The sequence below is a fragment of the Micromonospora sp. NPDC047620 genome (assembly GCF_043205005.1).
Lineage (GTDB): Bacteria > Actinomycetota > Actinomycetes > Mycobacteriales > Micromonosporaceae > Micromonospora.
The window spans coordinates 115,058-129,171 of sequence record NZ_JBIDDG010000008.1; the positions used below are offsets into that span (position 1 = coordinate 115,058).

The window sequence follows — 14,114 nt, forward strand, 5'->3', positions numbered from 1 at the left end:
CGAGCAGGCTCAGAAGCTGCTGACCAGCTTCACGAACGCCTCGTCGATCTTGGCAGGGTCGGTGGCGTCGAACGCCTTGCCCGACGACGCCTTGGCGATCCGGTCCAGGGTGGCGAAGTCCGATTCCCGGTCGAAGGCGATGCAGAAGACCTTGACCGGGCGCCGCGGATCCAGGGCGACATCGGCGAGCAACCGGGCCAGGTCGTTGTCCCGACCGTACTCGTTCTTGCCGTCGGTCAGCACCACGACCGCGTTGATTCGTTCCGGGTCGTACCGGTCGAGCAGGTGCCCGTGGGCGGCCCGGACCGTCGCGTACAGCGCGGTGCCCCCCTCGACATGCAGGCCGCCGATTCGGCGGGTGATCCGCTGCTGGTCGAAGTCACCGAGCCGGACCTCCTCCCGGTACGGGCCATCGGGCCGCTTCGACGTCTCCGAGGAGAACGACCAGAGCCCGACCCGGTCCTCGGCGTTGAGCAGCGCGAGTCCCTTGGCCGCCGCCGCCGAGGCGACCTGGAAACGGGTACGGTCGCCGACTGCCGCCTCCATCGATCCGGAGGTGTCCAGCGCGATCAGGATGTTGGCCTTCTTACGCAGCGTGCTCCAGCTGTCCAACATCGCGTTGACCACGGCCGGGTCCGGCGGCTCGAAGTAGGTCAGCCCGCCGGTGGGCTCGGTGCCGACGCTGGCGAGCAGTTCCGCCGGAGCCCGGCGTTCGTGGTCCCGGAAGCCGAGCCGGGCGAAGCTCCTCTGCTGGGCGTCCTCGGTCAGGAAGGCCAGGAAGTCGGCTGCCGCCACGCGTTGCCGTTCGTCGGCGGAGGGGAGCACCACGAACGGGTGGTCCAGGTTGAAGGTGCCCTCCTTCGGGTGGACGGCGACCAGCGGGACGTTCGGCCGCTGGCCCCGCTCCTGGCCGTCGTGCGTCGGGCTCAGCTTTCCCTCGTTGTAGAGGTGGACCAGTTCCTCCTGCATGACGATCGCGCTCATGTCGTCCGTGCTCCCGCCCCCACCGGCCAGGTCGGCCTCGGCGAGGTCCCGCAGCAGGTCCACCACGTCGTCGCTGTAGTGCGACACGTTGGCCTCGATCCGCCGGACGAACTGGGTCACCTTCGGGTCCACCAGGTCCGACCGGGTCAGGTCGCTGGACCGCTGTGCGGCGGCGTAGTAGGTGGCGATAGTTGCCGCCAGCCCCGACGTGGAGAGGTTCGGGTTGTCCTTGCCGAAGGTGAAGCGGCCCCACTCCGGCTTACCGAAGCCGGCCCACCCTTCCCGCCCCGAGAGGCCGAGGATGTCCCCCCAGCCCAGCGCCCCGCGCTGGCGTACCAGTTCGCCCTTCGGCTGTCGCATCGCGATCACGAGGGGACTGTTGGCGATCGACGGGTACTGGTCCGGGGTCTGCGGCGCTCGCCCGGCGGCCTGGTCGAACAACCGGAGCTGACCGGTCCACAGGCTCGACGTCGGCAACCAGACCTGCGGCTCGGGCAGGCCGACGCCGCTCCAGCCGGCGCCCAGCGCCTCGGCGGCCTTGCCCGAGTTCAGGGCACTCACGTGCACCTGGGCGCAGCCGCCGCCGTCGAGCGACCGGTCACTGCTGTTGTACCGCTCGGCCAACTCGACCAGCAGCGCCGCCTTCTCCGTGGAAGAGTTGACCTCGAGCTTGGTGGTGCAGTCGGCGCGGGGCCGGTCGGTGCCTGCGTCCCGCTGCCGGACCAGCAGAAACGCCCCGGCGATGACCAGCAACCCGATGGTGGCGGCGGCGGTGTACGGCAACCACTGTCGTGTGTGCGGCGGGGCTGGGGCCATCGGAAACGTCCTCCTCGACGGGGTTGACTGATAGCAGTCAACCTATCGGTCCGGCGCCACCGGGACGGGCCCGGACCCGGCCGTCAGGGTCGGTCGGAGGGGTCGCTGCCGAGGGCCGTCGCGACCAGCACCCGGACCAGGTAAACCACGACGAAGGTGGCCGTCCCGACCGCTGCGGCCACGCCCACCGTGCTCGACGCGACGTAGCCGGCGGCCGCGCCCCCCGAGCCGAGGACGATCGCAGTCGACACACCCCAGGCGTCGACGGACTCACGGCGCAGCCGCCGCCCCCAACCCTCTCCTGGGCGGGACGACGCGGCGGGTGTGTCCGACGTCGATGCCGGAGGCTGGTCCGGCGGTGTCGGTCGGGTTTGCCTCGGTGCCACACGTGTCGGCTGGGCTTGCGGCATCGCCGACGTGGGCAGCGGCTCGTTCGTCGTCGGCGCGCCGGCGGTGTCGTTGCCCATCTGGAGCAGGTTCTCCTGGCGGACCCGACCGCTGACCCGGACGTCCTGCCCGAGCAGCCGGATCAGCACCTGCTCGGCCGCCGGCCGGTCCGCTGGCTCCTTGGCCAGGCACTCCCGGATCAGTTCCTCAAGGCCCGACGGGAGCGGCGGCAGTTCGGGCGGGTCGTTCAGGACCCGGTGCATGACCGCGAAGAGCGAGTCGTTGCCGAACGGCGGCCGGCCACTCGCGGCAAAGGCGATCGTGGCGGCCCAGGCGAAGACGTCGCAGGGCGGGGCGACCGGGTCGTTGCGGAATCGCTCCGGGGCCATGTACGCGGTCGTCCCCATCACCCGGCTGGTCACCGTCTCGGTGACCCCGAGTGCGCGGGCGATGCCAAAGTCGATCACCCGGGGGCCGTCCCGGCCGAGCACCACGTTGTCCGGCTTCAGGTCGCAGTGCACGATGTCGGAGCGGTGGATCGCGGCGAGCGCGGTGGCAGTGCCGACGGCGAGCCGGTGCAGCGCGTTGCCGTTGACCGTCCCGTGTTCGCGGACGTGCCGGTGAAGGGTCGGTCCCTCGATGAACTCGCTGACCACGTAGGGCGGTTCGCCGTCCACCTCGGCGAAGAGCACCTGCGCCGTGCAGAACGGCGCGACCCGGCGTGCTGCGGCGATCTCCTTCGTGAACTGCGACCGGGCCCGGGGGTCGCGCAGGTCGATGTTGATCATCTTGACCGCGACGCGGTGGCCCTGGTCGTCCTCGCCGAGGTAGACCACCCCCTGCCCGCCCGCGCCCAAGCGGCCGACCAGCCGGTAGGGGCCGGCGGTGACCGGGTCATGCGTCCACAGTGGGGTCAGCCCCGGCACCGGTGCGCCGGCCAGTCCTGTCATCCCGACTCCATCAACGTCGTGTCCCGACCACCCGGCGGCGGAGGACACCGAGTATCGTGCCATGCCGGCACCGCCCAGCCGAGGCTGTCCGACCGGGCGAGCGGCGGACCTCGCTGGCGCGTCGCGCACGCGCTGGAAGCCCCCGCCCTGGTGCGTGTCAGGATGGGCGGAAACCGGCGCGGGCGTGCTGCTCCCCGGTGGCTCAGCCCGCCTGGATCGACACCGTCAGGTCGGTGAAGGACGCGAGGCCGGCCCCGCCGGCGGTGTACGCGAGGAACGAGGCGCCCTCGGCCAACCCGACCGCGAAACGCGGACCGGTTTCCGCGGTCGTGCCGGTCGTCGCGGTGGACCGCCCGGCGTCGGCGAGGTCGAGGGCGGCGTCGCGCAGCGCGTACGAGCCGAACACGTCGGTCGACGGCGGTGCCGCCGCGCGGTCGTGCGGGACGGCGGGCGTGTTCGTCGCGCCCTTCGTGACCTGCCACCGGCCGGGATCGTAGCTGTCGCCGTCGGTGAGGTAGCTCCATCGGACACCGCTGATCGACCAGTGCCCGCCGACTGTGCCGACCTGGGCCGAGCGCAGGTCGAGGACCGACACCCCGTTCGTGCCGACGACCCGCGCGGTCTCGCTCGCCGTGCCCGCCCCGGTGACCACCAGCGCGGTGTTCTCACCCACCCCGTATACCCGGTCGTGCCCGGTGTCGGCGGCGAGCCGGAGCGACCGCCCGTGGCGGCCGCGCGCGTCGAAGTGGGTGTCGACGAGGCCGGAGGTGAAGAAGTTGAAGCCACCAGCGGGCCAGTAGCCGAGGATCTCGTCGGTGTCGTAGTAGCCGGGGTGTGCCCCGTCGCGGATCCCGTAGTAGCTCGACCCTCCAGTGATCATGTCGGGGCCGGCGAAGATCTGCATGCCGGCGCTGGTGCCCGCGACCGGCGCGCCGGCCTGGAAGCGATGCCGGATCGCGGCGAGCACCGCACCGTCGGAGCCGTCGGCGTGGATCATCGACTGCACGTAGCGGAACTGGTCGCCACCGGCGAAGAAGAACCCGGTCATCGACGCGGCCAGCGCGGCGTTCGCCGTGTCGTCGCCGCTGCCCTTCTTCTTCACGCTCACCGGGATCCAGGTGACCTCCGCCGCACCGTAACGCTCGAGGACCTTGCCCACCTGGTTGGCGGCCCAGTGCGGCGACGCCGACGACGCGCTCAGCACGCCGATACGCGCCCCGGAGCCACCGGCCTGCCGGACGAACTCCCCGTATACGGCGCTGTTGTCGTCGGCGAGAGCGCCGCCGATCAGCATGACCGCCCCCGGTCCGCTCGCCGATCGGGTGGGATTGGCGGCGGCACTGACGGGCAGTGCCACGGCCGCGGCGACGATCAGGGCGGTGAGCAGTGGCAGGAACCTGGGCCGGGTCATGGCAACCGACGCTAGACAGCCGCAGGACCGGCGTCAAGGAACGTCGATTCCTGTTCCGCGACGCCCACCTGCCACCCGCGGGAGCTGCCGTTGGCGGGGGTGCGGTTGGGAACTTTCGGTAGCGCTTCGGTCTGCGTACACGAAGGGGGTTGACGAGCCGCCGACCGCGGCCCGCCAACCCCGACACGTGCGTGGTTACTTGCCGCCGCCGGCCCGGAATGCCACCCAGGCGTCGCTCATCCGGTCCGCCTGTCCCGGGGTGAACATGTTCATGCAGGCGTCCTGCGTGTAGTCCATGAAGTTGTGGATCGGGTCAAGCCCGGGCGCCGTGCAGGTGTCCGCGCCCACCGGGCAGTTGAACTGCGGCGCCGCCTCCCGCGGGGTGTCCGCGACGTAGTCGCCGGCAGCGGAGCACCCGTGCGCGAAGGTGTGCTCCAGCATCAGCCAGTGCCCGACCTCGTGCGTCAGCGTGTCACCCAGGGCGTACTTGCCCGCCGTTCCGCCCGGCATCGACTCGTCGAGCATCACCACGCCGTCGATGTAGTCCCGGCCGTTGTTGTAACCCTTCGGGAAGTACGCCCAGCCGAGGAGCCCACCGCCGATGTTCGCCGCGTACACGTTCAGGGTGCGGGAGTCGCCGGTGTACAGCGCACGCTTCATGTCCCGCTCGTTCTTGCCCGGCACGACCGTGTACCAGTCGCTGTTCACCGTCCACGTCGTGTCGACGAGCGAGAACCGGAACGGCGTGTCGGAGGCGTTCGCCGCGGTGCGGCCCGCGAACGAATCGTTGAGCACCGCCATCTGCGCCGCGATCAGGGTGTTCCACCTGTTCGTCTCGGCCGCGCTGAGGGGGTGGTCGGAGATCATGTGGAAGACCGTGGGCACGGTGACGCTGCCGTTGGACAGGCGCGGCGAATCCTTGATCACGCCGTAGGCGTTCGCCTCGTTCTTGGAATACAGCTCCGGCTCCTGCGCCGTGGCGCCCTCGCTCACCCGCGCCGCGCTGTGCCCCTCGGCACCCGGCTCGCACTCCGCGACACCCGCGGCGGCGGTCACGGACCCTGCCGTGCCCACCGCCGCGGAGGCTCCACCGGCCGCCAGGAACGTTGCCGCGGTAGCTGTCAGGACTGCCAGTTGGAACGTCAGTCTCCTGTGCATCGTTGCACCTTTCACACATGGGGGATGGGGTCATGGAGCGGGACGAACGAGGGTCGCCCCGACAGCTCGCAGACCTTGTCGTCTCGGTATGAGAACACGCCACCGGCGCTAACAACAGGCCCGAAAGAGGGAGCATCGCCGGTGCGTCGGCGTCCATCGGCAGCAGCCCGGCACCGCAGGCCGGGTCGAGCCCCGCAAGAAGCGGGGCCAGGTCGTCGGCCGACCGCCATCGTTCGATGCCGAGGACTACGAGGCGGGCCACGCCGTGAAGTGCGGCATCACCGGCTCACGCGGCACCGGGGTCACCACCCGGCGAGTGGGGCGTGGCGTCACCCATTCTCCCCGGCCGAGGTCTCGCTGGCCGCCTTCGCGGCGGCAAGCTGGGCATTCACCACCTGGATCATGTTGTTGCGCTCGGGCTGCTCGGCAACGTCCTCCGGGTCGGTGGTCACGTACCAGCGGCCGTCCTTGTGCCAGAACGTGCCGCCGAAGCCGAGGGCGCCCTGGAATCGGTAGAGATCGCAGTAGTGGTAGCCGGGGTAGGTCTCGGCGAACACGAAGTCCTTGCGGCCGGTCTCGTCGGCGCCGGCGTGGCGGATGAGGATGTCGTAGATGGTGTTGGCCTGTTCGAAGGTCAGTCGTGGTTGCTCAGCCATGGTCGGCCTCCCTGTCGGCCCTGGTGCAGTCAGGCAGGATGCGGAGATGGGCGGGCACGTGGGTGATTCTGCCGCCGTCGGCGAGCAGGTGGTCCATGTGTCTTCCGCCGCCCTCGAACGAGTGTTCCAGCCTGCGTCAACGTCGGATGTTGGGGTTGGCGCCGGTGGGCGCGGGCACTGTTCCAAGCCCCCGTGGGGTTGGGGGTGGGCGGCGTCCGGTGGGCCGGCGGAGACGGCGACGGTGCGGTGACCGAGACGCTGGCACCCGCCGGCCGCCCGGAGCGGCCCGTCCGGCCGGGTGGTGCCTGCGGGCACCACAACTGCTCACCCGGCGGTCCCGGATCAGGGCAGCGGGTCGGCGGTTCCGAGCGGCACCTCGGGCCGGCAACGGCGCAGCCGGGCCGCCGCGAGCCGCCCGCCGACGGCCAGCCCGTAGCGTTCGACGGCGGCGAGTCCGTACGCGCTACAGGTCGGGGTGTACCGGCACTGCCCGGGCCAGCGGTGCGACAGCCAGCGGCGGTAGCCGCGGATCGCGGCGAGACCGGCCCGGTCCAGGGTTCCCGGCCGATCGCCGGCCAGTCGGCCCTGCCGGGCGGGCGCCAGGCCACCGGCGGCACCCGCCATGGCGGCGCCCAGGGTGAGCAGGGTGGAGAAGAGGCCGAGGTCGCAGCAGCCCGGGCTGCTGCAAGGGTCGTCGCCACAGGAGTCCAGGGCCCCCTTGCGGCCCTTGCAGCCGGGTCCCTGACGACGGGAGCCGACCTCGCTGTGGCAGTGGCCCACGGCGTGGCAGTGGGCCGGCTTACGGCAGCGGCAGGGCCCCTGGCTTCCGGAGTGGCCGGCGCTGTTGATCGTCATGGGTGAGATCATGCCTGGCCCGGGCAAGGCGTCCCGTTGGTTGTGGTGGTCGTCGGGGACCGGCGTTGTCCAGCCCCGTGCGGATGCGCGGGGCTGGGACTCGCTACCGTTGGCCGCCGTCACCCCGCGCATCATTGCGCCGCCGTGGGGCCGCCAGGATCAGGACGGTCAGCACGAGGGCGGCGCCGAGGCCGAGGCCGGCGGGTATGAACGGGGACGACGATTCCCCGGCCCCGCCGTGTTGCTCGCCCTTGACGGGGACCACAGGACGGTCGTGTTTCTTTTCCTCGGGTGCGACCAGACGGCCGACGGACGCGCCGGCAGGAAGAGCGAAGCCCCAGTCGAGCAGCGCTGCCGCCTCACCCAAACTCCCCAGCGGCGCGGTCTCCGCCCCGAGCAGGGTCACCGCGAGCCGTCGCCCGTTGCGTTCGGCTACGCCGACGTACGTCTGCCGAGCCAGATCGGTGAAGCCCGTCTTCCCGCCGAGCGTCCCGGGGTAGTGGCCCAGCAGCGTCTGGTCGTGGGTGATCTCGATTGCCGGGCTTCCCGGCCGTTCCGGTATCTGTGCCACCTCGGTGGCGATGTAGCGCCGGAAGTCCTCGCGGGCGAAGACGGTTCGCGCGATCAGCGCGAGGTCGTACGCGCTGGTGTACTGGCCGGGGCCGTCCAAGCCGGAGGGCGTTGCAGCGTGTGTCTGGTTCGCGCGCAGCCGCTGCGCCTCGTCGTTCATCGCGTCGACTCCGCCCTGCCGGCCGGCGGCGCCGCCGCCGACACGAGCCAGCACGTTGGCCGCGTCGTTCCCCGATTTGAGGAGAAGCCCCAGCCACAAGCTCTCGATCGAGTACCGGCCGCCCTCGACCACCCCCATCAGCGAACTCGCCGGATCGAGATCGTGCAGATCCGCCCGGGTCACCTGAACGATGTCGGTCGGATCGAGGCGGGACATCAGGGACGCCGCGAGCAGCAGCTTCTGCACGCTGGCTGGCGTTCGGTGCTCGTGTGGGCCGCACCCGCCCAGGACCTCACCGCTGTTGAGGTCCGCCACGAGCCACGCGGTGGCGGTCACTGCCGGAGCTTTCGGCGCATCCGCAGGGATGGCCAGTCCTGGCGTCGCCAGCGCCTGCCCCCCGACCGCCCGCTGAGCGGGGTCAACCGGTGGGGGAGACGGCGTGGCGGGCGGAGGAACCGACGGCTTCACGGCGGGGCATGGCACGTACGGCGTGGCTGCCGCCGGCGTCGGTGTCACGACGAGCGCGCCAGCGGGCAGAACCAGGAGCGCGCTGAGCGTCAAGGCGGTAACCCGAATGTCAGTCACGTTAACGTACGGTAATCGTCGCAGAGGCGGGTACGGTGCGATTGGAGAAAAGCACGTTCACGAACTCCCGTTCGTTGCCGATGAGGGCAGAGCAGGTTGGGAGCGGCGGGCTGCGCCTGACCGACAGCACCCGGCGGCGCCGCATTGAAAACGGCACCCACTCCCACCTGCGGCTCCGTGTTTGCGCTGCTCAGAGGCGGGTAGCGTCTCGTGTCGCAGCCGTACGCCGCCGCCGGAGGCCGGCTGTCCGAACCGGGCGGGCGCACCCGGGCGGCGGCGGCTCGAGGGCCGGGTCAGCCGGCGCGGCGGGTGCGGGCCAGAGCCAGCCCACCGAGGACGAGGCTGATCAGCCCCACCACCAGGGCCACGTAGGCTCCGCCGCGCCCGTTGCCGGTGCCGATGCCACTGTCGGAGGTTGCCACGACCAGTCCACCGAGGGCGATGCCGATCAGCCCCGCCACCAGGGCCGCGGTGGCTCCGCCGCGCCCGTTGCCGATGCCGATGCGACTGGTGGGGCGGGCCAGAGCGAGCCCGCCGATGATCACGCCGATCAGCCCCAGCACGGCGGCCACGCTGGCCCCGAGTCGCCCGGCGCTCATGGTGTAAACACTGGCGGCGGCCGGCTGGGCCGAGACGTGCGCGGCCGCCGGTGCGGCAAGTCCGAACGCGCCGAGCAGGGCGGCTGCGGCTGCGGCAAGCATGTGGCGGATGGACATCGAGGACCCCTTCGGTCGCGTGGCGGGTACAGGCGGCAGCGTATGTACCAGCGTGGCTCCGGGTCGTCATGCCGGAGTTGCCGATGCGCCTACCACCCGGGTTGTACGCGCTCCGGGCGTCGTACCGCTCAGGTTGTCTCCCCGGTACCGGCGCAACCGCACACTCGCCCCGCAGGCAGGCTCGACGAGCCACACCGCCAGGCACCCGGTGTGCCCCGGAGGTTGTTGTCAGGAGCGGGCGAGCCAGCCGGGGACGGTCAGGCCGGACTCGTACGCGAGGATCACCAGCTGGGCCCGGTCCCGGACCTGGGCCTTGGTCATGATCCGGCTGACGTGTGTCTTCGCGGTGGCCGGGCTCAGCACCAGCCGCGCCGCGATCTCGTCGTTGGACAGGCCGGCGGCGACCAGCGCCATCACCTCACGCTCCCGCTCGGTGAGCGCGCTCAGCCGCGGCCCCGGGTCCGGATGCGTGGCCCGGGCGGTGAACTCGGAGATCAGCCGGCGGGTGATCGACGGAGCGATGAGGGCGTCACCCCGCGCCACCACCCGCACCCCGTGGATCAGCTCCGCCGGCTCGGTGTCCTTGACCAGGAAGCCGCTCGCGCCGGCCCGCAGCGCGCCGTAGACGTAGTCGTCCAGGTCGAAGGTGGTCAGGATGACCACGCGGACATCGGAGCTCGCGGCGATCTCCCGGGTGGCGGCCAGGCCGTCCAGCACGGGCATCCGGATGTCCATGAGGACGACGTCCGGCCGCAGCTGCCGGGCGAGCCGCACCGCCTCGGCACCGTCGGCGGCCTCGCCGACCACCTCGATGCCGTCCTCGCCGTCCAGGATGGACCGGAACCCCGCGCGTACCAGGGTCTGGTCGTCGGCGAGCAGCACCCGGATCACGCCGCGTCCCCCGGTTCCGATCGCAGCGCCGGCGCTCCCGACGGCACCGGGTCGGGCCGCAGCGGAAGGCGGGCGCGCACCCGGAAGCCGCCGTCCGGCCCGGGGCCCGCGCTCAGCGAACCGCCCAACGTCTGGGCCCGCTCGCCCATGCCGAGGATCCCGTTGCCGGGCGGGCCCGGTGCGCCGGTACCGTCGTCCTCGACCTCCACCAGCACGTCGTCGCGGTCGGGCCGGACCCGGATCACCGCGGCGGCCGCGCCCGCGTGCCGGGTCACGTTCGTGAGCGCCTCCTGGACGATCCGGTACGCCGCCAGGTCGACCTCCGGTGGTAGCGGCCGGGTTTCGGTCAGCTCGGTGCGGATCTCCAATCCGGACCGGCCGGCCGCCGTGACCAGCTCGTACAGGCGATTCAGGCCGGGTGCGGGCGCGGCCGGCGCCGCGCCCTCCTGCCGCAGTATTCCGAGAGTCGTCCGCAACTCGCGCAGCGTCTCCTTGCTCGTCTGTTTGATCGCGGTGAGGGCCTGCGCGGACCGGGTGGGGTCCGGGCGGTGCAGCGCGGCGCTGGCCTGCACGTTGATCAGGGAGAGGTGGTGCCCGAGCACGTCGTGCAGCTCGCGGGCGATGCGCAGCCGCTCCTCGGTGGCCCGGCGCCGGGCCTCCTCCTCCGTCCGCTGCTCGGCGGCGAGCGCCCGGGCCTGTCCCTCGGCGAGGTAGGCCCGGCGGTTGCGGGTCACGCCGACGATGACCGCGATGAGCCAGCCGGCGTGCAGCAGCGTCGCCCCGTTCGCGCTGTTCGCTGTCCTGTTGTAGCTGTCCGCGACGGCGAAGGCGACCACCGAGGCGAGACCGAGCCCGATGGCGACCGCGAGGTGCCCCTCGTCGACGACGGTGTAGAGCGCCACGACGAACACCAGCATGATCGGCCCGGGCCGGTGCAGCAACGCTCCGTACGCGCCGACGGCGGCCAGCGCCACCACGCCCACCGCGACCGGATGACGGCGGCGGACGTACAGCGCGCCGGAAGAGGCCAGCACGGCCAGCAGCGCCGCCCGTTCGGCGGCGGTGTCGACGCCACGCGACTGCACCACCAGGCCGACGAGGGCCACCAGGCCGACCACGAGCACCAGGGCGATGTTCGCCGGACGGCCCTGCCATCGCCACCTCGACATGCGCCGAAGCCTAACCTCCCGGCACTGGCCGGGAGAACATCCGACCGGCGGGCGTGCGCTCCAGGTGGCGGCGGTCCGCGCTCGACACCTGTCTGGGGGTGCCACAGCGGCCCTCGCACCACCGTGGCGGTGATCGGAGCCGGGCGCCGTCGGCCTGCTCGCTCACAGTGGACAGTCGGTGACAGAATCGCCCCTGTCCGGCCGTGCGGTGCGAAGATGGGACGGGTGGGTTGCTGCGGGTACTCCAGGTCGCCGTCACCACGATCGTCCTCGCGGTCATCGTCCCGACGGCGGTGAACGTCGAGACCGGGGGCAGTCTCCCGGCATGGCTGAAGCCGTTCGGTGGTTGGCTGTGGCCTGCTGCGATCGCTGGCATCGCCAGCGTCGTCGCCGTCGAAGCGTGGAGCCGCAGGCCCCAGGCCAGCCGGATCTCGGCGCGCCATCCCGACGATCCCCGCAACGACACCCGTGCCCTCGACCAGGTGCAGCGCTATGTCGAGCAGCGGATGCGCGGGTCGCTGGCCGAGCAGGTGCGGGTGGCCCTGGCGCTGGACGAGCAGCCGACCGCCGTGTTGCCTCCCACGAATCTGGTGCAGCGGGTCAGCGGTAACGAACACCACCTTCGGGTCGACGACGACATACTGGGTGTGTTCGACGAGATGGGTGAGTCGATGCTCATCCTCGGGGCGCCCGGTGCGGGCAAGACGACCCAGGTGCTCGTTCTGGCCAGGGCGCTGGTCGAGCAGGCGCGATCGTCCCCGGCGGACGTCAGGGCCCCGATCCCCGTCGTGGTCGATCTCGCCGACTGGTCGCGGTCCCGGCCGCGTCTCCTGCCGTTCGTGGGTACCCGGGACAGCGGCCCACGGGATTTCGTCGAGTGGCTGCTGGACAGTCTTCGGCAGCGGTACCGAATCCCGGACAAGGTGGGTCGGGTGTGGCTGGAGACCGATCGGCTGATCCTGCTGCTGGACGGGCTCGACGAGGTCCGCGACGGCGACCGGGCCCGGTGCGTGGCGGAGATCAACGCGCTTCAGGAGCAGTGGGGCGTCACCCGGCTGGCCGTCTGCAGCCGCATCGCCGACTACGAGACCTTGTCGGCCCGCCTGCACCTGCAGGGGGCGGTGCTGATCCGGCCGCTCAACGAGGAACAGGTGGTGGAGTTCTTCACCGCGGTCAGCCCCTGGCTCAACGGTGTGCTCGACGCCCTACGCGAAGACCCCGAACTGTGGGAGCTGCTGACCTCGCCGCTCATGCTCAACATCATGGCCCTCGCCTACGGTGACCGCCCGGTCGAGATGGCGACCGGTGAACAGGATCCGGTCATGCGACGAAGTCTGCTGTTCGACGCCTACCTGGTGGAAGTGCTCGCCCGTCGGGGATCCGGCACGGTGGATCCTGGCCGTGCCCTGCGTGGTGTGCGCACCCTTGCCGTCGCCGCCACCGAGATGAACTCCGGGGTCACGGTGCCAGCTCTCAGCCCGGCGACCGTTCCGTACGTCGTCACCCCGGTCGTTCGTGCCGCCAGCCGGGATTGGGTGGGGCCAGCCACGGGTGGTTCCTGCGCGATGGCGACCCTCGTCGCGCTGACCTCGCAGACGAGCCTGCTCGCCGGACTGCTCAGCGCCATGACCATCGGTGGCATCGTCTGGTTGATCACCGCTTACACCAGGCGGGCCCTGCCGGGCCCGGTGGCGCCTCGATGGCTGCCGCTGGCGACCTGGTGGGTGGCGGTGGCGGCGGGCAACCTCACTGTCTTCCTGCTGCTGTGGTGGCTCGCGCGGCTCGTCGCCGACCAGTCCCGGCTCACGCTCGCCGTCGCGGTGGTCGCCATCGGAGTCGGGCAGACCGCCGTACTCGCGGTGGTGAGCGTGCTCCTCAAGGGAGATCGGAGAGGCACGCTCCTGTGGACTCTGGTTGGTCCGGCACTGACCGTACCGCCGATCGCTGTCTTCGGGCTCTCCGAGGCCGCCCTGGTCGGTTGGGCCGTCGGGGTGCCCGCCTGGCTGACCGTGGTGGCCGCCGTCGCATGGTGCACCGAGCTGGAGCCCGCCGTCCGCACTTCTGTGACCAAGTCGATCGGGCCCCGCAGGCATGGGTTGACCTGGCTGGCAGCCTCCTGCCTGGCAGCGCACGTGGCGGCGGTCGTCCCCGCGGCTCTGCTGGTGGCGCCGGGGTGGACAGCGCCATTCTGGTCTCCGCTCGCCGGCTGGTTCGCGGGCGCGCTCTTCGCTCTCTGGCCGGCGATAGCCGGAGCGCTGCTGGTCGACGGCGTGTACGCCCGGGTGTGCATGGCGGTCGCGGGGGAGCCGGACCCGTGGCGGCGCAGGCACCTCCGTCTCGCGGTCGACCGGAGCCTGCTGACCAAGGTCGACGGGGAATACCGCTTCATCCATCTGCTGATCCGCGACCACCTCGCCGGCTGTGACCCGGATTCGCTCGCCGCCGAGGTCGAGCGGCGGCGGGCGACGTTGACCGCGTCCGCCGCCGCACCGACCCTGATCTGACGCGTCGCCCCCGGACCACCTCCCGGACATCTCGTGGTGGTGCGACCGTGGCGCTCGTGGAACGCCGTGACCGGGAAGCTGGGGGACCTGCCGCCGCAGCCGCAGCAGCCAGCCCGCGCGTCAGCGGCCAGGTCGCTGAGCCGGCCCCGGTCGCGCTCCTGCCGCGGCCGGAACCGGCTGATCGAGCTGGGTGCGGTACAGCCCGGCGTACCGGCCGTCGCGGGCCAGCGGTAGCCGGGCGATGGTGAGCCGCTCGCGCTCGCCACCGGAGAGGCGGTACCCCCGATGCTGGGTGTGCGTCC

11 protein-coding genes are annotated in these 14,114 nt (G+C 71.8%); 1 reads left to right on the forward strand and 10 read right to left on the reverse strand.

What is annotated here, in order from left to right; genetic code table 11:
- Nucleotides 1-9: 9 nt before the first annotated feature.
- From ACGF5C_RS11895 to ACGF5C_RS11940, 10 genes are all read right to left on the reverse strand, one after another.
- A complete protein-coding gene (locus tag ACGF5C_RS11895; RefSeq protein WP_393300085.1) occupies nucleotides 10-1,800 on the reverse strand; it encodes an extracellular solute-binding protein in 1,791 nt (596 codons plus the stop codon).
- 83 nt (nucleotides 1,801-1,883) lie between these two features.
- Nucleotides 1,884-3,137 (reverse strand): protein kinase, encoded by a 1,254-nt coding sequence (locus tag ACGF5C_RS11900; RefSeq protein WP_393300088.1) that lies wholly within the window; start codon nucleotides 3,135-3,137, stop codon nucleotides 1,884-1,886.
- A 202-nt stretch (nucleotides 3,138-3,339) separates the two neighbouring features.
- Entirely contained in the window at nucleotides 3,340-4,548 is a 1,209-nt protein-coding gene (locus ACGF5C_RS11905; protein WP_393300091.1) for a cyanophycinase, read from the reverse strand.
- A gap of 195 nt (nucleotides 4,549-4,743) precedes the next feature.
- Entirely contained in the window at nucleotides 4,744-5,706 is a 963-nt protein-coding gene (locus tag ACGF5C_RS11910) for a zinc metalloprotease (RefSeq protein WP_393300094.1), read from the reverse strand.
- 329 nt (nucleotides 5,707-6,035) lie between these two features.
- Nucleotides 6,036-6,362 (reverse strand): hypothetical protein, encoded by a 327-nt coding sequence (locus ACGF5C_RS11915; protein WP_393300097.1) that lies wholly within the window; start codon nucleotides 6,360-6,362, stop codon nucleotides 6,036-6,038.
- 342 nt (nucleotides 6,363-6,704) lie between these two features.
- Nucleotides 6,705-7,217, reverse strand: a complete 513-nt coding sequence (yidD, locus tag ACGF5C_RS11920) for a membrane protein insertion efficiency factor YidD (protein WP_393300100.1) — start codon at nucleotides 7,215-7,217, stop codon at nucleotides 6,705-6,707.
- 103 nt (nucleotides 7,218-7,320) lie between these two features.
- On the reverse strand, nucleotides 7,321-8,532 hold the full coding sequence (locus ACGF5C_RS11925) for a D-alanyl-D-alanine carboxypeptidase family protein (RefSeq protein WP_393300104.1): 1,212 nt from the start codon (nucleotides 8,530-8,532) through the stop codon (nucleotides 7,321-7,323).
- A 293-nt stretch (nucleotides 8,533-8,825) separates the two neighbouring features.
- Nucleotides 8,826-9,248, reverse strand: a complete 423-nt coding sequence (locus ACGF5C_RS11930) for a DUF6223 family protein (protein WP_393300107.1) — start codon at nucleotides 9,246-9,248, stop codon at nucleotides 8,826-8,828.
- A gap of 228 nt (nucleotides 9,249-9,476) precedes the next feature.
- On the reverse strand, nucleotides 9,477-10,139 hold the full coding sequence (locus ACGF5C_RS11935; protein ID WP_357703381.1) for a response regulator transcription factor: 663 nt from the start codon (nucleotides 10,137-10,139) through the stop codon (nucleotides 9,477-9,479).
- Nucleotides 10,136-11,308 (reverse strand): sensor histidine kinase, encoded by a 1,173-nt coding sequence (locus ACGF5C_RS11940; protein ID WP_393300110.1) that lies wholly within the window; start codon nucleotides 11,306-11,308, stop codon nucleotides 10,136-10,138. The genes ACGF5C_RS11935 and ACGF5C_RS11940 overlap by 4 nt, the downstream gene beginning before the upstream one ends.
- A 230-nt stretch (nucleotides 11,309-11,538) precedes the next feature.
- On the opposite strand from ACGF5C_RS11940, the gene ACGF5C_RS11945 reads away from it, so the two are divergent.
- Nucleotides 11,539-13,812, forward strand: coding sequence for a hypothetical protein (locus tag ACGF5C_RS11945; protein WP_393300113.1), 2,274 nt, complete (start codon nucleotides 11,539-11,541; stop codon nucleotides 13,810-13,812).
- The last annotated feature ends 302 nt before the right edge of the window (nucleotides 13,813-14,114 follow it).

What these genes read in the sequence shown, in the direction of transcription:
- ACGF5C_RS11900 (WP_393300088.1), bottom strand. Translation starts at nt 3,137, where the DNA reads ATGACAGGACTGGCCGGCGCACCGGTGCCGGGGCTGACCCCACTGTGG.
- yidD (WP_393300100.1), bottom strand. Translation starts at nt 7,217, where the DNA reads ATGACGATCAACAGCGCCGGCCACTCCGGAAGCCAGGGGCCCTGCCGC.
- ACGF5C_RS11940 (WP_393300110.1), bottom strand. Translation starts at nt 11,308, where the DNA reads ATGTCGAGGTGGCGATGGCAGGGCCGTCCGGCGAACATCGCCCTGGTG.
- ACGF5C_RS11915 (WP_393300097.1), bottom strand. Translation starts at nt 6,362, where the DNA reads ATGGCTGAGCAACCACGACTGACCTTCGAACAGGCCAACACCATCTAC.
- ACGF5C_RS11930 (WP_393300107.1), bottom strand. Translation starts at nt 9,248, where the DNA reads ATGTCCATCCGCCACATGCTTGCCGCAGCCGCAGCCGCCCTGCTCGGC.
- ACGF5C_RS11895 (WP_393300085.1), bottom strand. Translation starts at nt 1,800, where the DNA reads ATGGCCCCAGCCCCGCCGCACACACGACAGTGGTTGCCGTACACCGCC.
- ACGF5C_RS11910 (WP_393300094.1), bottom strand. Translation starts at nt 5,706, where the DNA reads ATGCACAGGAGACTGACGTTCCAACTGGCAGTCCTGACAGCTACCGCG.
- ACGF5C_RS11905 (WP_393300091.1), bottom strand. Translation starts at nt 4,548, where the DNA reads ATGACCCGGCCCAGGTTCCTGCCACTGCTCACCGCCCTGATCGTCGCC.